Raw genomic sequence first — 18,084 nt, forward strand, 5'->3', positions numbered from 1 at the left:
CGCGGCTGAAACGGCCTGGATGAAACTCCCGTATGCTTGCAGGCTGATCTCGACCGAGGACCGCCCATGACCTTGCCCTTTGTGAAGATGCATGCCCATGGCGACGATTTCATCATCATCGACCGCCGTGGCCAGGACGACCCGATCACTGCGCAGGTCGCCCGGCGCCTGGGTAACCGCCACACCGGTATCGGCTTCAATCAACTGGCCGTGGTGCTCGACTGCGAAGATGCCCTGGCCCGCATCAAGTTCTGGAACCCCAACGGTACGCCGCTGCAAACCTGCGGCAGCGCCACCCGCGGCGTGGCCGACCGCTTGATGCATGAAACCGGCCGCGACACCGTCGTACTGCGCACCGATCGAGGCTTGCTGACCTGTGTGCGGGCCGCCGGGCAGCAAGTGTCGGTGGACATGGGCGCGCCCTCGTTGGACTGGTCTGCCGTGCCGCTGGCCGAAGCGCTGGACACCCGCACCTTGCCCATCGATGGCACGCCTGCCGCCTGCAGCATGGGCAACCCGCATTGCACGTATTTTGTCGACGACATCAGCGGCATCGACCTGGAAGCCGTGGGCCCGGCGCTGGAAACCCATCCGCTGTTCCCGGCCAACACCAATGTGCATTTTGTGCAGGTGCTGGACCGCAGCCACATCCGCCTGCGGATCTGGGAGCGCGGCGGGGGCGTGCCGCTCGGTTCCGGCTCCTGCTGCTGCGGCGCGGTGGTCAATGGGATTCGGCGCGGGTTGCTGGACGCTACGGTTGAGGTGCAGTTCGACGGTGGCACGGTCACTGTGCAGTGGGATGGGCAGGGCGGTGTGGTGTTGACCGGCCGTGTCGAGCCGGTCATGCAGGGCACGGCGTACCTGGTCTAAAACGTCACGGTAAAGGTCGTGCCCTTGGTGGCGCAGGAACTCACCACCACGTCGCCACCGTGGGCCTTGGCCAGTTCACGCACGATATACAGGCCCAGCCCCACACTGCGCACCTCGCTGCCCTGGTCGGTGCCACGGGTCATGGGCTCGAACAGCCCGGCCAGCAGTGTTTGCGGGATCGCGGCACCGTGGTTATGCACGGCCACTTGGCAGCCACCTTCGCCCAAGCGTGAAGTGATGGTGATGGGCATCAACAAGTCGCCGTAGGCCACGCTGTTGGCCACCAGGTTACCAATGATCTGCTGAACCCGGTCGGCATCCAGGCACGCTTCGCCCATACCTTCGGCCTGATGCTTTAACGTGGCCGTGGGGAAGGCCACGCGCAGTTCATCCACGGCGTGCAGGATCACGCTGTGCAAGTCCAAGGGCGTGGTTTTGATGCTGATCCCGTGGCCGACCCGGGCCTGGGTGAAATCCAGCAGGTCGGCAATCATGCGCTGAGCGCGCTCGGAGGATTGGCCGATATGGCCCAGCAACTGGCGCTCCTTGGGCGTGCGCTCGCTGCGCGCGAGGATGTCCGTGGCCATGCGGATGGCGGTCAGTGGGTTTTTCAAGTCATGGCTGACGATCGCCACCATCTGCTCGGCAAACAACGCGCGACGCTGGGCGATGGCATAAGCTTCGCTCAGTTCCGCCTGGGCCTGATGCAGCGCCAATTCGGTACTGGTGCGTTCCTGCAACAGGGCTTCGGCAAGCTTGCGTGCATTGAGCAGCTCGCGCTCGTACTTGTCGCGGTCGGTGGTGCCGAACAGCGCGATCTCGTGTAGCAACGCGCCGGCCTGTTCGCGGGCGCTGGCGTTAAGCAATACGGTCACTTTGTGCCCGTCGTGGTGCACCAGGTCGAGTTTGACTTCGCTCACGCTGCCGCGCATGCGCAGCATGGGTGCCAGGTGGGTCTGGTGGAATATTCGCCCGCCCATGGTCAGCAAGTCCTGGAAGCGCCGCCCGCACAGCTCGGCGCTGCGCAGCCCCAGCCATTCGCCGAACAGCGTGTTGGCACGCAGGATCGTGCCGTCCTCAGTGGTGACGGCCAGCGCACAGGCGGCGCTGTCGAACAGGTCAGCCGACATGGGCCACGGCCCACGGCGCCAGAAAGTCGTCCATCGCCGCCGTGCAGGCCAGGGGCGCGCTCATATGCGGGCAATGGCCGACGTTATCGACCAGGCAATAGGTGCTGTTGGGCAGCACGCTGTGCAGGTATTCGCCCACTGCGACTGGCGCAATCACGTCGTCGCGTGATTGCAGGATCAGCACGGGCGTGGTCAGGCCGATCACGTCCTTACGGTTGTCCGACATAAAGGTCACTCGCGCAAATTGCTTGGCGATGTCCGGTTCGGTGCGGCAGAAGCTGTCGCTCAGCTCGGCACTCAACGCCGTTGGCTCGGGGGAGGCACCCATGATCACCGGGGCCATGGTGCTGGACCAGCCCAGGTAGTTGCTGTCGAGTGTGTCAAGCAGGTCATCGATATCGCTGCGCTTGAAACCGCCGATGTAACCCACGTCGTCGATATAGCGCGGCGAAGGGCCGATCATCACATGGGCGGCGATACGGCCTGGTGCCAGGCGGTCCGCGAGGGTGGCGATCATCGCGCTGACCGAATGGCTGACCAGGATCACCGGGCCGCTGGCGAACGCGTCGATAATCTCGTTCAAGTCACGGGCGTAGCCCTCCAGCGCAGCATATTTGGTCTTGTCGAATGCGCTGAGGTCCGACAGGCCGGCGCCCACCAGGTCATACATCACGACGCGAAAACGCTCGGTAAAGTGCGGCACCAGATAATTCCACATGGCCTGGTTGCAGCCGAAACCGTGGGAGAACACCAGGGTCGCCGTGCCGTTGCCCATCACACTGACGTTGTTGCGGTGCTTTAGGTTCATGGGGTTCTCTGCTATGGCGCATTGCTATATGTGTGGCAGTTTAGATAGTCGCGGGCGTGGGGTCACGCGTTATACGTCTATAAGGTAAAGTCAACGCCTCCTCGAAGAAACTTCAGGTAACAAAGCATGCGGCTGTATTTGCGCCAATCCGTCTTGAGCCTGCTGTCCCTGCTGCTGATGGGTCTGTTGAGCATGGCCCAGGCGGACACTTCGCCGATCAAGGTCGCCCTCAACCAGCGGGTGATCGACCTCACCCATTCGCTGGATAACGACACAACCGAGCGCTTGAAGGCTCAACTCGCCGCCCTTGAACAACGCAAGGGCGCCCAGGTTGCGGTGCTGCTGGTGCCCACTACCGGCGGCGCAACCATCGAGGACTTCGCCAACCAACTGTTCCGTGCCTGGAAACTGGGGCGCAAGGACGTCAATGACGGCATCCTGCTGGTGGTGGCCAAGAACGACCACACAGTGCGTATCGAGGTGGGTTACGGCCTCGAAGCCACGGTTACCGACCTGCTGGCCCATCGCATCATCGAAGAACACATCACCCCGGCGTTTCGCCAGGGCGACTATGCGGGAGGGATTCAACAAGCTGTCGATGACCTGGGCGTGCTGGTAGACGGCGGCGACCTGCCCGAACCCGTGGGGCCTGAGGTCAACCCGCAGGTTATTGCAGTGTTGTTGGCGTTTATGCTGGGCGGCGTCGGCGGCGTGCTGATCGCCGCCGGCAAGCTGCCCTGGCGCCGGGCGTTAATCGCCACCGCGGCGGTTACGGTGTTGTTGACGCTGTACGGGGGCGGCCGCGACTGGCCTATGTACCTGCTGGTATTGCCCCTGACCCTGCTGATTGGCGGCGCGACTTTCGGTGCGTTGTGGCTGGCGCGCACTGTATTTTATTGCGTGATTGGCGTGTTGGCCTACGTTGCCGTGCTGCTGGGGGTGGACCACTTCGTGGCCGTCAACTTCGTCCATTGGCTGGTGTGGCCGTTGGGCAGTGCGTTGGTGCTGGGGTTATACGTGGGACTGTTTTTCGTTATCCACCAATCCTGGAAGAACAGCCCGCGCTTCTTCCTCCTGCGGGTGCTGGCGGTGGCTGCCGTTTATGTGGCGGTGGGGTTGCTGCTGGGGCACGGCTACCAAGGCTGGATCATCGCCATACCCGCCGCTTCGGTAGTGGCGTTTATTGTGTTTTTGCAGAGCATTTCCGATGGCGGCTCGGGTTCAGGGGGCGGTTCCGGCTCAAGCTCCGGCAGCTCAGGTTCAAGCTCCAGTTCAAGCAGCAGTTCGTCCGGCGGTGGGGGTTCCAGTGGTGGCGGTGGGGCATCCGGTAGTTGGTAAGCGCTAGCGCGGTTTGTAGCTTACCCATCCGGCCTATGCAGGTCATCGAAACCCTGCACCAGGCGCACAGGCCCTTCGGCAGAGGCAATTACCGTCGCCTGTATTCGTGGTAAAACGTTAACCCTTGCACCCCTGGGTATGGAGACTCAATGTCTGCTTTCAACGCACCACCCATGACTGTTCGGGAGGCCACTGCCGAGGATGCCTTATGCATTGGCGTGCTCGGTATGCAGGTGTTTCTCGACACGTACGCCACCCAAGGCATCCGCGCCTCGATTGCCAATGAGGCGTTGCAAGCCTTTGCGCCGCAGACCATCGCCCAACTGCTGGCACAACCCGGTCTCTCGCTGGTGGTGGCTGAGTCGAATGGCCATCTTGTTGGCTTCGCCCAGATCAAACTCCATGCCACTCATTCGATGATCACAGCACCGGATGCCGCCGAGTTGCAGCGCCTTTACATCCAGGAGCGATTTACCGGGCAGGGCATTGGCTATCGGTTGCTGCAGGCGGCGGAACAGCGCGCGGCCCTGGGCGCCGCGTCTTTATTGTGGGCGACCGTATGGGAAGGCAATGAGCGCGCGTTGGGTTTTTACCCTCGACGTGGTTACGAGGTGCTGGGTTCGCCGACCTATACCTTCCAGGGAGAAACCCACGGTAATCGTTTATTTGGCAAAGCCTTGGAGCCCTGCACATAAGGGCTCAGGGCAGGGTGATGTAATCGTTCTGCTGGATGATCGGCTGGTGTGCGCCTTGCACCAGGTGAATATAGCGCCCGTCCACCAGATCGATAGGCAGGCAGTCGTCAATATCCATCACGCCATCGGTATGGGCCTGCGACCAGTGCTGCAATAGCTGCTGCCGGCCCTTGCGCTTGGCTTCCTGTTTGTCGCGTGCCACCACCAGTAAGTAATGGTGGGCCTCGCCGAACACCCTGGCTTCATAACCACCCAGGTTGATGAAATACAGGTGATGGGCACCGGCAGGCGGCGCCATTTGGCTGAGTTCGACCTTCCAGCCGTCTACGCCATCGACCGCCATCCAGGCGTCGATATGCATACCCTTGGGGCTGCCGAACCAGCCGTCGCGCAACTGCGAGTAGGTGGCTTGCAGCGTATCCGCCACTGCGAACACCACATCGTGAACTTCGATTTTCGCCCTTGGGTGCTTGCCCCCGAGCATGACCACAAACAGCATTACAGTTCCTGCCTGGCGGTTGGGTAAAGGCTAACCATACTTCGATTGAACCCTTTTGTCCGGTCAGTGCCACACTGTTAATTCGCCAACTCATCAGGAGGTTGTTATGCGCACCATTGATCTGGCCGGTGTTCCCGTGCCTGTCATCGGCCAAGGCACCTGGCGCATGGGTGAAAACCCGGACCTGCGCAAAGCCGAAGTCACCGCGTTGCAATTGGGTATCGACGAGGGCATGAGCCTGATCGACACCGCTGAAATGTACGGCGAAGGCGGCGCCGAAGAGGTGGTGGGCGAGGCCATTCGCGGCAAGCGCGAGCAGGTGTTCCTGGTGAGTAAAATCTACCCTCACAATGCCAGCCACAAGGGCGTGCCGCGTGCCTGTGAGGCCAGCCTCAAGCGCCTCGGCACTGACTATATCGACCTGTACCTGCTGCACTGGCGCGGCCAGTACCCGCTTGAAGAAACCGTCGAAGCATTTGAACGTCTGCGCGAGGCAGGCAAGATCGGCCGCTGGGGTGTTTCCAACTTTGACGTCGCCGACCTGCAGGAACTTGCATCTCCCAACTGTGCGACCAACCAGGTGCTCTACAACATTGAAGAGCGGGGTATCGAGTTCGACCTGTTGCCCTGGTGGCAACAGCACCATTTGCCACTGATGGCGTACTGCCCAATCGCCCAGGGCGGCGAACTGCTGTCCAGCCCGACCCTCAAGCAAATTGCCCACCGACATGAGGCCACCCCGGCACAGATCGCCCTGGCCTGGGTACTGCGCCAGGACGGTGTGATTGCCATCCCCAAGGCGGTGAGCCCCGAGCATGTGCGGCTTAACGCAAACGCCGCGAAACTGGTGCTCGACGAGCATGATCTGGATGCGATCGACCGCGTGTTCGGCGCACCCAAGCGCAAGCATCCACTGTCAATGGTCTAGCAGACCCGCAGAAACGGTGCCGTCCATGGCCGCCGTTTCTGCGTCACCCAGGGTTAGCCGGCGACCGGGCTACGCCAGTCGTCCGAGCCGGAAGTGCCCGCTACTTCGTGCGTCCAGATGATCTTGCGATAGGTGAAATGCACGTCTTCCAGATGCGTGAAGTGCGCGTTTTCCGGTGCCTGGCAGTTGGGCATGCGTGACTGGATGTCCACGATGGTCGCCCCCTCAAGCTCGATGGTGAAATAGTGTTCCTGGGTGCCGGCCGAAGAGGTACGGAACCATTGCAGTTGGCATTTGACTTCCTCGCCACTGGTCAGCGCGCTGAACAGCAGGGGCGATGATTTATCGAAGACCTTGCTGATCATCAGCGGTTTGTGAACGCGCTGGCCGGTTGGCTGACCGGATTGCGGGTCACGGGGAATAATCACCTGGTGCGAAAAGGCCTGGACCAGGATCTGGTCTTCATGGCCCTCCTGGTAAATGTTGCCTACCGAGTCCTGGGTGAACGTGCCTGCCGTAATCAGTCCTTGTTTGACACCGGTGATCGAGAGGTATGCGGGTGTTGGCATGACGGGTTTCCTTGCCTGATGGATGAAGTAGTAGCCAGCCGTAGTTGTGCCGGCTGGGCAAGTTCCTATAACAAGAAGCGTGCCTGAAATTAACAAGCCCAGTAAAAGCAGGGGGTTTGCTTGTTATTGAACTTGATTTCATTAAAGGCGTGGATGTTTTAATCAGATTTAAATGAAATTGGTTGCGCAGAAGTGTGCATTAATTTGCTCGTCTAGCTTTTTCGTGTGCTTGTTGGGGGAGAGGTTTAATTGAACGTGGTGTGCTGTTTTTGCTGCGCAAAATGGTGCGCACGCCAATGATTTAGGGGTTTGTAGGAAAATCCTTAAGTGCGGTTTTGACACTTGCTGGATGTTATTTGTCCGGCTAGTGTTTGCGAACTTCGTGGAGAGAATGGCGAGGTTTTTATAATCGTATTTTTTGCACCTGAGTGTGCTTCAGGTGCGTGGAATTTAATGTTTTAAATGGTGTGCGGCCCAAAATGGATTATTCAGGCGCTTTGTGTGGTTATTATCTTGAACTTGCCTTAGTGCCCTGTTCGCCAGGTAACTATGCCGGCGCAGACATGCGCTTTTCAAGTGAATATGAGGCTTTGGAAGCCGAGCTTGGCAAGCTGCAATCGATGCATGTCAGCACCCAGCCGGACTGGCAGGTGGTCATGCAGATCAGCGAAGGCCTGTTGCGTCAGCACACCAAGGATCTGCGAGTGGCGGCCTGGTTGACCTGGGCGTTGTACCAACGCGAATCTTTTCCAGGGCTGTTGGCGGGCCTGGGGTTGATGCGTCATTTGTGTGAGCACTATTGGGCGGTTGTCTATCCGCAAAAAATGCGCACCCGTGGCGCAGCACTGGGCTGGTTGGCGCTGCGCCTGGAGCAGGTGTTTGCACACAACGTTTCGCTCAAGGATCAACAGCCACTATTTCGCAGCATGCTTGAGCACCTGGCGCACCTTGATCAGCTCTGGTCTGTGCACTTGAGTGATGAGGCGCCGCTGTTGCTGCCGCTGCGCAGGCAGTTGACGCAGCGGTTGGAGCAGGCCGTACAAGCAGAACGGCCAGAAGCCGTTTCGGCGGGTGTGATTGCTCAGGTCAAGCAGGCGGCGACGCGGTTGCTGAGCCCCGAGCCGGCAACAGGTCATGAAAAAACAGGCAACCCTGCGATAGCCAGCGAAAAGGAGGCCCACAAGTCACTGCGCACGTTGCAGGAGCATGGACGGCACTTATGCAACTGGTGGCTGCGCCAGGATGCGACCGACCTGCGCGCCTTGCGCCTTAACCGGGCACTGACCTGGCTGGCGCTCAACAGCTACCCCGACGCTGACAGCGACCGGCTCACGGTGCTGCGTGGCCCGACGCCCGACAAGCTCAAGCGCTACCGGGAGCGTTTTGCCCAAGGGCATTACGGCGAACTGTTGCTTGAGCTTGAGGCCAGCCTGGCGGGGGCGTTGTTCTGGTTTGACGGCTTGCGCATGGTCTGGGAATGCCTTGAGGCCTTGCAGGCCGATCTGGCCATGACCGAACTCGAAGTCAGCTTCGCGCTGTTACTGCAACGGCTGCCGGACCTGCCCGAATTCAGGTTTCACGGGGGTGCGCCATTTGCCGATACCGCCACCCGGGACTGGATCACGCTTCAGGTCGCTCGGCACTTGCAGCCGCCTGCGCCGTCCGGCGTGGTGGTGGATGCCAACGCCGAACCCTGGGAGGCGGCCTTGCAAGAGGTTATGCCCAGGTTGCGCAAGGACGGGCTCAAGGAGGCAATACACGACCTCAAGCAGGGTATGCACAGCGCACGCAGCGAGCGCGCGCGTTTTCATTGGCGGCTGGCACTGGCGCGGTTGTGCATATCGGCAGGCAAGCATGAGCTGGCGAAGGTGCAGCTGGAAGGCCTGGACCACGAGCTTCAGCGCGCCGGTCTGGATCGTTGGGAGCCGGAACTGGCACTGCAGGTTGCACAGCTTTTGTATCGCTGTTGCGAGCTTTTGCCGCAAAACCAGGCCATACGCGAGCGCAAGGAAAGTACCCACCGAAGGCTCTGCCACTTCGATGTTGAAGCGGTACTTGAATAGGCTTTTGAACCCCCTCGAAAAAAGGAGATTTACCGTGGCCAAAGAAGGTTCGGTAGCACCCAAGGAACGTATCAATATCACCTTCAAGCCCGCCGTCGGGGGCGCCCAGGAAGAGGTCGAGCTACCGCTGAAGTTGCTGGTGCTGGGCGACTTCGCCCAGCGCGAAGACCCACGCAAGCTCGAAGACCGCAAGCCGATCGGTATCGACAAGCACACCTTTGATGACGTGCTGGCCAAACAGGCACTGGCGTTGACCCTGAGCGTGCCGAATCGCCTGCAGGAACAGCCCGATATCGAAGCGCTGTCGATCCATGTGCGGGTCAACTCGATGAAGGATTTCACCCCGGCGAACCTGGTCGAGCAAATTCCAGAGCTGCAAAAGCTCATGGCGCTGCGTGAAGCGCTGATGGCCCTCAAGGGGCCGTTGGGTAACACGCCGAGCTTTCGCAAGGCGATCGAACAGGCGCTGGCGGATGACGACTCCCGCGCCCGGGTATTGGCCGAACTGGGGTTGAGTGACCCCGCAGCCTGACATTTTCAGTAAAGGAAACTGATGCCATGACCATCCCACAGCATGCGCTGCCCACCCGAATGGCTGACGAGCACAGCATTCTCGATACCATCATTGCCCAGACACTGCTGAGCGCGGATGACGAGGCCTACAGCATTGCCAAACGCGGTGTCTCGGCGTTTATCGAAGAGCTTGTCAAACCGCACAACAGCGGCGAGCCGGTCAAGAAGCGCCTGGTCGATCGAATGATCGCCGAGATCGACATGAAACTCAGCGAGCAAATGGATGAAATTCTTCATCACCCGGATTTCCAGGCGCTGGAAGCTGCCTGGAGGGGGTTGCACCTGCTCGTCGATCGCACCAATTTTCGCGAGAACATCAAGATCGAACTGCTGAACGTCTCACGACAGGACCTGCTGGACGATTTCGAAGACTCCCCGGAAACCACTCAGTCCGGGCTGTACAAGCATATTTACAGTGCCGAATATGGCCAGTTCGGCGGCCAGCCCGTGGGCGCCATCATTGCCAACTACTTCCTTGGGCCCAGCGCGCCGGATGTGAAGCTGATGCAATACGTTTCCAGTGTTGCCTGCATGGCCCATGCACCGTTTATTGCCGCCGCAGGGCCGAGCTTTTTCGGTTTGGAAAGCTTTACCGGTTTGCCTGACATGAAGGACCTCAAGGATCATTTCGAGGGGCCTCAATTTGCCAAATGGCAAAGCTTTCGTCAGAGCGAAGACGCCCGTTACATTGGCCTGACCGTGCCGCGGTTCCTGTTGCGTACCCCTTACGATCCCCTTGAGTGCCCGGTCAAGACATTTGCCTACCAGGAAAACGTGGTCAACAGCCACGAACACTATTTGTGGGGCAATACCGCGTTTGCCTTTGCCACCCGGCTGACGGACAGTTTTGCCCGCTTTCGCTGGTGCCCGAACATTATCGGCCCGCAAAGCGGTGGCGCGGTGGAAGACCTGCCCCTGCATCACTTCCAGAGCATGGGAGAAATTGAAACCAAGATCCCGACCGAAGTGCTGGTCTCTGACCGTCGCGAGTACGAACTTGCGCAGGAAGGCTTTATTGCCCTGACCATGCGCAAAGGCAGTGATAACGCAGCGTTCTTTTCCGCCAGCTCGGTACAAAAACCCAAGTATTTCGGTAACAGCGCCGAGGGCAAGGAAGCTGAGTTGAACTACCGCCTGGGAACGCAACTGCCCTACATGATGGTGGTCAACCGGCTGGCGCATTATCTCAAGGTGTTGCAGCGCGAGCAGTTGGGTTCATGGAAGGAGCGTACCGACCTGGAACTGGAACTCAACAAATGGATCCGCCAATACGTTGCCGACCAGGAAAACCCCAGCGCCGAAGTGCGTGGGCGACGCCCATTGCGGGCTGCTCGCATCGTGGTCAGTGATGTCGAGGGCGAACCGGGTTGGTACCGCGTCAACCTCAGTGTACGGCCGCACTTCAAGTACATGGGCGCGGACTTCACCTTGTCCCTCGTCGGCAAACTCGACAAAGAATGAGAAAGGGGCAGGGGATACCCGACTATCGCAGCCTGTTTGAGCGTCTCGAAGGCCTGGCACCCGCCAGGGCCGGCAGCGTAGCGTCGATCGCCGCGCACTTGGAGAACATGCTCGGCACACGTGCAGGCAGTGTCTTGACGCTGCCAGACTACGGGCTGCCCGACCTCAATGACATGCGCTTGAGCCTGCATGAGTCATTGAGCCAGTCGCGGCTGTCGATTGAACGGTTCATCCAGGTATACGAACCACGTCTGTCGAATGTGCGTGTCAGGGGCTTGCCCGATACCGGCAACCCTTTGGTCCTGGCGTTTGTGATTGAGGCGACACTGCTCATCGAGGGCGTTGTGCAACCGGTGGTTTTTAATGCGCAGTTGGCCGGTGGTGGTCAGGTTGAGGTACAGCCTGATGTCCTTTAACCACTTTTACCAAAGTGAACTCAGTGCCTTGCGCCAACTTGGGCGGCGTTTTGCTGAGCGTAATCCTGCCTTGGCACCTTTTCTCGCCGATTCAGGCCAGGATCCGGATGTAGAGCGTCTATTGGAAGGCTTTGCGTTCCTGACCGGGCGCTTGCGCCAGAAGCTTGCCGACGAGCTTCCAGAGCTGACTCATTCATTGATGCATCTGTTGTGGCCCAACTATATGCGGCCACTGCCGGCCTTCAGCATCTTGCAGTTTGACCCGTTGAAACATGCGTGCACCACGGTCAGCGTAGAACGGGACACGCCGGTTGAAAGCGTGCTGGTCAATGGTGAGCGCTGCCGCTTTCGTACCTGCTACGCCACCCAGGTGCTGGCGCTGCAACTGAGCCGCCTGGAGTACGTGGCCCAGGGCGCACAAACGCTCCTCAACCTGCGCATGGAGATGAGCGTGGAGGGCAATTTGAGTCAGTTGGCATTCGATCAATTGCGCTTGCACCTGGCGGGTGATCGGCAGGTGAGCCAAGGTTTGTACCTGAGCCTGCTGCGTCATCTGGAAGGCATCGAACTGCGGCTCTTTGACCATGAAGGGCTGGTGATCAGTGATCGCGAGGGCCAGCCGTTGTCGCTGCGGCTTGCTGCAAACCAGGTAAAACCGGTGGGGTTCGATGAGGAACATGCACTGATTCCCTATCCGGCGAACACTTTTTGCGGCTATCGCCACCTGCAGGAGTATTTTGCGTTTGCGGACAAGTATCTGTTTGTCGATGTACTCGGGCTGGATGCGTTACAGGCGTTGCCACATGAACTGCTCAAGCGGGCCAGGTGTGTAGAGCTGCGTTTCAAGTTAAACCACCACGCGCAGGCGACGTACCGTCCCACTCTGGACAACGTAAAGCTGTATTGCACGCCCATTGCCAACCTGTTCAAACATGATGCAGTGCCGATTCGCCTGGATGGCAAGCAGGATGAGTACCTGCTGCTGCCGGGTGGCATAGCGCGGGGCAATGCCGCGGTCTTTTCCGTGGACCAGGTGACCGGATGGCGCCCGGGTGGGCTGGGCTACCAGGCGTATGTGCCGTTCGAATCCTTCGAGCATGGCAGTGGCAATGCCACTTCAGCGCGCACGCCCAGCTACAGCATTCGTCAGCGTTCGTCGGTGCAAAGTGCCGAACTGGATACCTGGTTGAGTTTTGGTATTGGCCCAGGCCATGAGCAGGAAACCCTCTCGATTGAATTGACCTGCACCAACCACAACTTGCCACAGCTGCTGCAAGTGGGAGAGATCAACCAGCCCTGCGAACAAACACCGGAATTCCTGACGTTTCGCAATATCTGTGCGCCGACGGCGAGCTTTGCTCCGCCTCTGGACCAGGACTTCCTCTGGAAGTTGATCAGCAACATGTCGCTCAACTACCTCTCGTTGACCGATACCAGCGCCCTGAAAGTCATCCTCCAGACCTACGACTTGCCGCGCTATCACGATCGACAGGCACACAACGTCAGTCAGCGAAGACTGGATGCATTGAAGGCCATCCGTCATCAAGCCGTCGACCGAATGCACCGTGGGCTGCCGATACGCGGCCTGCAAGTCGACCTGAGTATTGACGCCAACGGCTTTGCCGGCCAGGGCGACTTGTTTGTCTTCGCCTCGGCACTCAATGAGTTTTTTGCCCTCTACGCCGGCCTCAATTCGTATCACGAACTGCGGGTCACCAGCACACAAGGAGACGTGTATCTATGGCCACCCCGGATGGGTCGGCAGGCCCTGCTTTGAGCGCTCTAACACGCACAATTCGCGAGTATTCGTTGTTCCAGGCGGTGCTGCAGGTGATCGAACGCCTGCGCGACAGCCATCCATCGCTGGATGACGACACGTTATATGACTTGCTCGAGTTCCAGGCCAACCCAAGCTTGGGGTTCCCTGGGCACGACATTGACGGGGTGGCTTTTTTTGTCGAACACGGACAGTTACGCGCTCGCCTGCGGCTTAACGTGCTGGGCCTGTTTGGCGCCGGTTCGCCATTGCCCGGGTTCTATCAAGAACAGGCGAGTGGCAGCGTGAGCCGCGGCTTTCTTGACGTATTTCACCATCGCCTGCAGAGGTTGATGCTGCCGATCTGGCGCAAATATCGCTATCGAGCGAGTTTTCGCACCGACGCCAGTGATGCTTTTTCCGCGCAGATGTTCGCGCTGGTCGGGCTGGGCAGCCACCAGATTCGCGACGCGGCGCAATTGGACTGCAAGCGATTGTTGCCGTACCTGGGGCTGCTGAGCCTGCGAGTGCACTCGGCCACCTTGATCGAAACGGTGCTGCGTCATTACTTCAAGCACAGCCGTTTGTTCATAGAGCAATGGGTTGAACGCACGGTGGTTATCGGCCAACAGCAACGCAATCAACTCGGGGCGGCCAACAACGTGCTTGGCGAAGACCTGCTGCTCGGCCACCAGGTTGCCGATCGCAGCGGCAAGTTCAGGGTGCAGGTCGAGGGCTTGAGCTGGCCGCGCTTTCACGCGTTTCTACCCGCTGGCAGCGCGTGCAAGCCGTTGTGCTCGCTGGTTCGCCTGATGCTGCGCACGCCACTGGAATATGACGTGCGCCTGGTACTGGCCGAGGGTGAAGTTCGGCCGCTGCATATTGGCGAGCGCAACGTGTGTCGTCTCGGTTGGACCAGTTGGTTGGGGTACGAGAGTGCCGACGGTGTGGTCACTCTGGCCAGCAACTCTGATTAGGGACTGATGATTATGATGAATGTAGACCTGCAACAACTGATCCGGACCTTGACGCCTCAGACGCGCCTTGACCTGGCGCGGTCCGCCGAGCGTTGTGTAACGCGTGGCGGAAAGGAAGTGTTGGTTGAGGACCTGCTGCTGACGCTGCTGGAACATGCCGAGGGGCCTTTGGTAAAGGCGCTGGCGGATGCCGAAATTGCTCCAGGTGAGCTTCAGGCCCTGTTACTGCTCAAAGGCGAACAAAGTGCATCGCGCAGCCCGGTGTTTGCCCCGGCACTCGTGCAATGGTTGCAACAAGCGTTAATGGTTGCCCACCTGGAGTTGGGGCAGGTTGAGGTCGGCGCCGGTGCTTTATTGCTGGCACTTCTGCGTCATCCGCTGCAACACGCGGGCAGTGCTTATCAGCCGTTATTGAGCCGCTTGGACGCGCAACGCGTGCGTGATTTTTTGTTGAGCCGGGGCTGCGAAACCGCGCCGTTGCGACAAGGCGAGTCACTGCTGGAGCGCTTTACCCATGACCTGACGCGTCAGGCGCGTGAAGGGCGGATCGACCCGGTCCTGTGTCGTGACGCGCAGGTCCGTCAGTTGATCGATATCCTTGTGCGTCGGCGCAAGAACAACCCGATTCTGGTGGGAGACGCGGGCGTGGGTAAGACCGCCATCGTCGAAGGGCTCGCATTGCGAGTGGTTGCCTCACAGGTGCCCGAGCCACTCAAGGGCGTACGCATACTGACCTTGGACATGGGCTTGTTGCAGGCCGGCGCCAGCATCAAGGGCGAGTTCGAACGGCGGCTCAAAGGTGTGATCGACGAGGTTAACGCCTCTCCACAGGCCGTGATCCTGTTTATTGACGAGGCACATACCCTGGTGGGTGCCGGCGGGCAGGTGGGTGGAGGCGATGCCGCCAATTTGCTCAAGCCCGCCCTGGCGCGCGGTCAATTGCGCACCATCGCCGCCACGACCTGGTCCGAGTACAAAAAATACATCGAAAAAGACCCGGCATTGGCACGGCGCTTCCAGCCGGTAAAAGTCGACGAGCCAAGTGTGTCGGCGGCGGTCTCCATTTTGCGCGGGTTGGTGCCGGTGTATGAAGCCAGCCATGGCGTCTATATACGTGACGACGCGGTGGTGGCAGCAGCACAACTGAGCGCTCGTTACCTGGCAGGGCGACAGTTGCCGGACAAAGCCGTCGACGTACTGGATACCGCCTGTGCGCAAGTGCGTATCCGCCTGACGACGGCGCCTGAGGCGTTGCAGCAGCTGTGCGCTGAATGGGCTGAGGGCACTCGCCAGCGTGTGGCGCTTGAGCGCGATGTTGAAGCCGGCTTGCCCGTTGACCAACCGGCGTTGCAGGCACTGGCCCAGCGGCTGGACGCTCTCGAGCTTGAGCGCCAGCAAACCGAGCAGCGCTGGATGCAGCGTGAACAGCAGCAAGCCAGCCATGAAGTATGCCCACGGGTAGTCGCCCAGGTCATCAGCGGCTGGACCGGCATCCCGGTTGAGCAACTGGCCTTGGAGCACAGTGAGCGCGTCCTGGGTTTTGCCGACGCCCTGGGCGAGCGAATCATTGGGCAGGAACCGGCGGTGCAGGCGCTGGATCGTAACCTGCGAGCGGTGGCTGCGGGCCTCAATAATCCTGAGGCGCCTGTGGGCGTATTTTTGCTCGCCGGCCCAAGCGGGGTCGGCAAGACCGAGACGGCGCTGGCACTGGCGGACTTGCTGTACGGCGGTGAGCGGTTTGTGATCACGCTGAATATGTCGGAGTACCAGGAGCAACACTCGCTGTCCCGATTGATTGGTGCGCCTCCCGGTTACATTGGTTACGGCGAGGGCGGGGTGCTGACGGAGGCCGTGCGCCAGCGACCTTATTCGGTGGTGTTGCTCGATGAAATCGAGAAGGCCGACCCAGAGGTGCTGAACCTGTTCTACCAGGTCTTTGACAAGGGCTTGGCCAATGACGGTGAAGGCCGCGAAATTGATTTTCGTAATACGTTGATCCTGATGACGTCCAACCTGGGCAGCGATTGCATCAGCGCACTGTGCGCCGATGGCAGGCGACCTGACGCTGCGGCCCTGGAGGAAGTGATTCGCCCGGTATTGCGCGCTCACTTCAAGCCGGCTCTGCTCGCTCGCATGCGAGTCGTACCGTATTACCCGCTCGCAGACGAACGCTTACAGGACGTGGCAAGGCTCAAGCTGGCGCGCCTTGGCCAACGGTTGCAGGCGCGCGAACTGGTGTTCAGCTACAGCGCCGAACTGGTCACGCACATGGTCGAGCGTTGTATGCACCAGGACAGTGGGGCGCGTTATATCGACCAGTGGATCGAGTCCCACCTGCTGCCGCCGATCGTTGATCGTCTGCTCGGTGCGATGGCCGTTGGCGAATCCCTCTCGGCCACCCACGCGACGCTCGATGGCAGCGGTGTGCCAGTGTGTGAGTTCAGCCTATGACGCACAGCCCGTTCAAGTCGTTGCCTGATTCGCCGGCCTACGTCGACCAACTGCTGGGCTGGTTTACCCGCCTGGGCTTCGAGCGCGAGGAGTCGAGGTTGGCAGACCTTTGCGTCACGGCCGCTGCGCAGTTGAGCCAGTGCGACCTGTGCCAACTGTATGCACGGGATGAAACCACCGGCCAGCCGGGGCTGATCGCTCAGTATTTTCCCGACGGGGAACCCTCAGGCCAGTGTGGCGCAAGCGTAGATGTTCAGCACCAGCAGTTATTGCACTACGTCCTTGATCAGGGGCGTGAACTGACCATTGATCAACTGTGCAACAGCGCCTATGACAGCGGTTTTCTGCCCTTGGCGGCGCTGCCTTGGCACTCGCTGACCTGCCTGCCCTTGTTTAATCGGAGCAAGGCGGTGTGCGGCGTTCTGCTTTGCGCCAGCCTGCGCCCTGCGCAATTGCACGGCTACGCCGCTTCTTTGGGCCGATTGGGCAGCTTTGCCCTGGGCCAATCAACCCTGTTGCGGCTTGCCCAGCCCAGGCAAGTCCGGCTTGTTCCCCCGTGCGATACACCCGTGACCGGCGCCTATGGCTTGATTGGCAACAGTGCCGCGATGGAGGCGACCTGCCACCTGATCGGCAAGGTTGTGCAGGCACCGTTTACCGTGCTGTTGCACGGAGAAACCGGCACGGGCAAGGAGGTGGTGGCGCGTGCGATTCACGCCGCCGGCCCGCGCAGCACGCGAGCGTTTGTGGTGCAAAACTGCGCAGCCTTCCCCGAGGGCTTGCTGGAGAGTGAGCTGTTCGGCTACCGCAAAGGCGCGTTCACCGGTGCGGAGCGTAACTATGCGGGGCTGTTTGACGCAGCCGATGGCGGCACACTGCTGCTGGATGAGATTGGCGATATGCCACTCTCCCTGCAGGCAAAGCTGCTGAGGGTTCTACAAGAAGGTGAAGTGCGCCCGTTGGGTGCCAATACCGCTCACAAGGTCGACGTGCGAATTATCGCCGCCACCCATCGCGACCTGCTGGCAATGGTCAGCCAGGGGACTTTTCGCGAAGACCTCTATTACCGATTGGCGCAGTTCCCTATCCAGTTACCGGCATTGCGTGAGCGCGACGGCGATGTGCTGCTGCTTGCCCGGCACTTTGCTGAAAAGGTCTGCGCGGCACTCGAAAAACCGGTGGTCAGCTGGTCCAGCGCGGCGCTTGATCAGCTCTCCAGCCATGCCTTCCCTGGCAATGTGCGTGAGCTCAAATGCCTGGTCGAACGGGCGGTGCTGCTGTGTGATGACGGGGTGATTTTACCTGCGCACCTGTCGCTGTCATCGGCGCCCGCAGGTGCAACCATCGAGGCCACCCTCCGTCAGCGCCTGGAGCGCGTGGAGCGGGTCTTTCTGATCGACTGCCTGCACAAGAACCGTGGCAATCGAACGCGCACTGCGCGTGAACTTGGGGTAGCGCGTCGCACGCTGCTGTACCGGCTTGCGCGGTTGAATATCCCCAATCGAGGGGAATGTTGAATGGCGTATTCACGCTGGCGTGCTCATGGGCTC

Annotated in this window: 16 protein-coding genes; 12 read left to right on the top strand and 4 right to left on the bottom strand. The window is 60.1% G+C overall.

What is annotated here, in order from left to right; translation table 11 throughout:
• Window positions 1–66 precede the first annotated feature (66 nt).
• The gene (dapF, locus tag BFP92_RS04300) at window positions 67–870 is read left to right on the top strand and encodes a diaminopimelate epimerase (protein ID WP_065912068.1); all 804 of its coding nucleotides are present in this window, start codon (window positions 67–69) and stop codon (window positions 868–870) included.
• On the opposite strand, the gene BFP92_RS04305 is transcribed toward dapF, so the two are convergent.
• Entirely contained in the window at window positions 867–2,000 is a 1,134-nt protein-coding gene (locus tag BFP92_RS04305) for a PAS domain-containing sensor histidine kinase (RefSeq protein WP_065912070.1), read from the bottom strand. The genes dapF and BFP92_RS04305 overlap by 4 nt on opposite strands.
• Window positions 1,990–2,808, bottom strand: coding sequence for an alpha/beta fold hydrolase (locus BFP92_RS04310; protein WP_065912072.1), 819 nt, complete (start codon window positions 2,806–2,808; stop codon window positions 1,990–1,992). Before BFP92_RS04310 ends, BFP92_RS04305 begins: the two co-directional genes overlap by 11 nt.
• Window positions 2,809–2,934: 126 nt before the next feature.
• Between BFP92_RS04310 and BFP92_RS04315 the strand changes: the two genes are divergently transcribed.
• Both BFP92_RS04315 and BFP92_RS04320 read left to right on the top strand, forming a co-directional pair.
• The gene (locus tag BFP92_RS04315; RefSeq protein WP_065912075.1) at window positions 2,935–4,146 is read left to right on the top strand and encodes a TPM domain-containing protein; all 1,212 of its coding nucleotides are present in this window, start codon (window positions 2,935–2,937) and stop codon (window positions 4,144–4,146) included.
• Window positions 4,147–4,295: 149 nt separating this feature from the next.
• Window positions 4,296–4,841, top strand: coding sequence for a GNAT family N-acetyltransferase (locus BFP92_RS04320; protein ID WP_083221697.1), 546 nt, complete (start codon window positions 4,296–4,298; stop codon window positions 4,839–4,841).
• A 4-nt stretch (window positions 4,842–4,845) separates the two neighbouring features.
• Here BFP92_RS04320 and BFP92_RS04325 read toward each other — a convergent pair whose 3' ends face one another.
• Window positions 4,846–5,340 (bottom strand): DUF1543 domain-containing protein, encoded by a 495-nt coding sequence (locus tag BFP92_RS04325; RefSeq protein WP_065912080.1) that lies wholly within the window; start codon window positions 5,338–5,340, stop codon window positions 4,846–4,848.
• A 106-nt stretch (window positions 5,341–5,446) separates the two neighbouring features.
• Between BFP92_RS04325 and BFP92_RS04330 the strand changes: the two genes are divergently transcribed.
• The gene (locus BFP92_RS04330) at window positions 5,447–6,268 is read left to right on the top strand and encodes an aldo/keto reductase (protein WP_065912082.1); all 822 of its coding nucleotides are present in this window, start codon (window positions 5,447–5,449) and stop codon (window positions 6,266–6,268) included.
• A gap of 53 nt (window positions 6,269–6,321) precedes the next feature.
• On the opposite strand, the gene BFP92_RS04335 is transcribed toward BFP92_RS04330, so the two are convergent.
• Window positions 6,322–6,837: an Hcp family type VI secretion system effector gene (locus BFP92_RS04335; RefSeq protein ID WP_017136833.1), complete on the bottom strand. Its 516-nt coding sequence runs from the start codon at window positions 6,835–6,837 to the stop codon at window positions 6,322–6,324.
• 479 nt (window positions 6,838–7,316) lie between these two features.
• Here BFP92_RS04335 and tssA point away from each other — a divergent pair, with 479 nt between their 5' ends.
• From tssA to BFP92_RS04375, 8 genes are read left to right on the top strand one after another with little or no spacing between them, the layout of a single operon-like run.
• Window positions 7,317–8,900, top strand: a complete 1,584-nt coding sequence (gene tssA, locus BFP92_RS04340) for a type VI secretion system protein TssA (RefSeq protein ID WP_083221698.1) — start codon at window positions 7,317–7,319, stop codon at window positions 8,898–8,900.
• Window positions 8,901–8,934: 34 nt separating this feature from the next.
• On the top strand, window positions 8,935–9,432 hold the full coding sequence (gene tssB, locus BFP92_RS04345; protein ID WP_065912087.1) for a type VI secretion system contractile sheath small subunit: 498 nt from the start codon (window positions 8,935–8,937) through the stop codon (window positions 9,430–9,432).
• Window positions 9,433–9,458: 26 nt separating this feature from the next.
• Window positions 9,459–10,934, top strand: coding sequence for a type VI secretion system contractile sheath large subunit (gene tssC / locus BFP92_RS04350; protein ID WP_065912088.1), 1,476 nt, complete (start codon window positions 9,459–9,461; stop codon window positions 10,932–10,934).
• Window positions 10,935–10,948: 14 nt separating this feature from the next.
• On the top strand, window positions 10,949–11,350 hold the full coding sequence (gene tssE / locus BFP92_RS04355) for a type VI secretion system baseplate subunit TssE (RefSeq protein ID WP_065912153.1): 402 nt from the start codon (window positions 10,949–10,951) through the stop codon (window positions 11,348–11,350).
• Window positions 11,340–13,127 (top strand): type VI secretion system baseplate subunit TssF, encoded by a 1,788-nt coding sequence (gene tssF / locus BFP92_RS04360; RefSeq protein ID WP_065912091.1) that lies wholly within the window; start codon window positions 11,340–11,342, stop codon window positions 13,125–13,127. Before tssE ends, tssF begins: the two co-directional genes overlap by 11 nt.
• On the top strand, window positions 13,091–14,083 hold the full coding sequence (gene tssG / locus BFP92_RS04365; protein ID WP_065912095.1) for a type VI secretion system baseplate subunit TssG: 993 nt from the start codon (window positions 13,091–13,093) through the stop codon (window positions 14,081–14,083). Before tssF ends, tssG begins: the two co-directional genes overlap by 37 nt.
• Before the next feature lie 12 nt (window positions 14,084–14,095).
• Window positions 14,096–16,534 carry an AAA family ATPase gene (locus BFP92_RS04370; RefSeq protein ID WP_065912155.1) on the top strand — a complete coding sequence of 813 codons (2,439 nt, stop codon included), beginning with the start codon at window positions 14,096–14,098 and terminating at the stop codon, window positions 16,532–16,534.
• A complete protein-coding gene (locus BFP92_RS04375; protein WP_065912103.1) occupies window positions 16,531–18,051 on the top strand; it encodes a sigma-54 interaction domain-containing protein in 1,521 nt (506 codons plus the stop codon). Before BFP92_RS04370 ends, BFP92_RS04375 begins: the two co-directional genes overlap by 4 nt.
• Window positions 18,052–18,084: the final 33 nt, after the last annotated feature.

This window comes from Pseudomonas sp. 58 R 3 (genome assembly GCF_900006605.1).
GTDB classification, from domain to species: Bacteria; Pseudomonadota; Gammaproteobacteria; order Pseudomonadales; family Pseudomonadaceae; genus Aquipseudomonas; species Aquipseudomonas salomonii.

Excerpts from the sequence above, each read along its gene's own strand:
- dapF (WP_065912068.1), top strand. The coding sequence starts at position 67 with ATGACCTTGCCCTTTGTGAAGATGCATGCCCATGGCGACGATTTCATC.
- BFP92_RS04305 (WP_065912070.1), bottom strand. The coding sequence starts at position 2,000 with ATGTCGGCTGACCTGTTCGACAGCGCCGCCTGTGCGCTGGCCGTCACC.
- BFP92_RS04310 (WP_065912072.1), bottom strand. The coding sequence starts at position 2,808 with ATGAACCTAAAGCACCGCAACAACGTCAGTGTGATGGGCAACGGCACG.
- BFP92_RS04315 (WP_065912075.1), top strand. The coding sequence starts at position 2,935 with ATGCGGCTGTATTTGCGCCAATCCGTCTTGAGCCTGCTGTCCCTGCTG.
- BFP92_RS04320 (WP_083221697.1), top strand. The coding sequence starts at position 4,296 with ATGTCTGCTTTCAACGCACCACCCATGACTGTTCGGGAGGCCACTGCC.
- BFP92_RS04325 (WP_065912080.1), bottom strand. The coding sequence starts at position 5,340 with ATGCTGTTTGTGGTCATGCTCGGGGGCAAGCACCCAAGGGCGAAAATC.
- BFP92_RS04330 (WP_065912082.1), top strand. The coding sequence starts at position 5,447 with ATGCGCACCATTGATCTGGCCGGTGTTCCCGTGCCTGTCATCGGCCAA.
- BFP92_RS04335 (WP_017136833.1), bottom strand. The coding sequence starts at position 6,837 with ATGCCAACACCCGCATACCTCTCGATCACCGGTGTCAAACAAGGACTG.
- tssA (WP_083221698.1), top strand. The coding sequence starts at position 7,317 with ATGGATTATTCAGGCGCTTTGTGTGGTTATTATCTTGAACTTGCCTTA.
- tssC (WP_065912088.1), top strand. The coding sequence starts at position 9,459 with ATGACCATCCCACAGCATGCGCTGCCCACCCGAATGGCTGACGAGCAC.
- tssF (WP_065912091.1), top strand. The coding sequence starts at position 11,340 with ATGTCCTTTAACCACTTTTACCAAAGTGAACTCAGTGCCTTGCGCCAA.
- tssG (WP_065912095.1), top strand. The coding sequence starts at position 13,091 with ATGGCCACCCCGGATGGGTCGGCAGGCCCTGCTTTGAGCGCTCTAACA.
- BFP92_RS04370 (WP_065912155.1), top strand. The coding sequence starts at position 14,096 with ATGATGAATGTAGACCTGCAACAACTGATCCGGACCTTGACGCCTCAG.
- BFP92_RS04375 (WP_065912103.1), top strand. The coding sequence starts at position 16,531 with ATGACGCACAGCCCGTTCAAGTCGTTGCCTGATTCGCCGGCCTACGTC.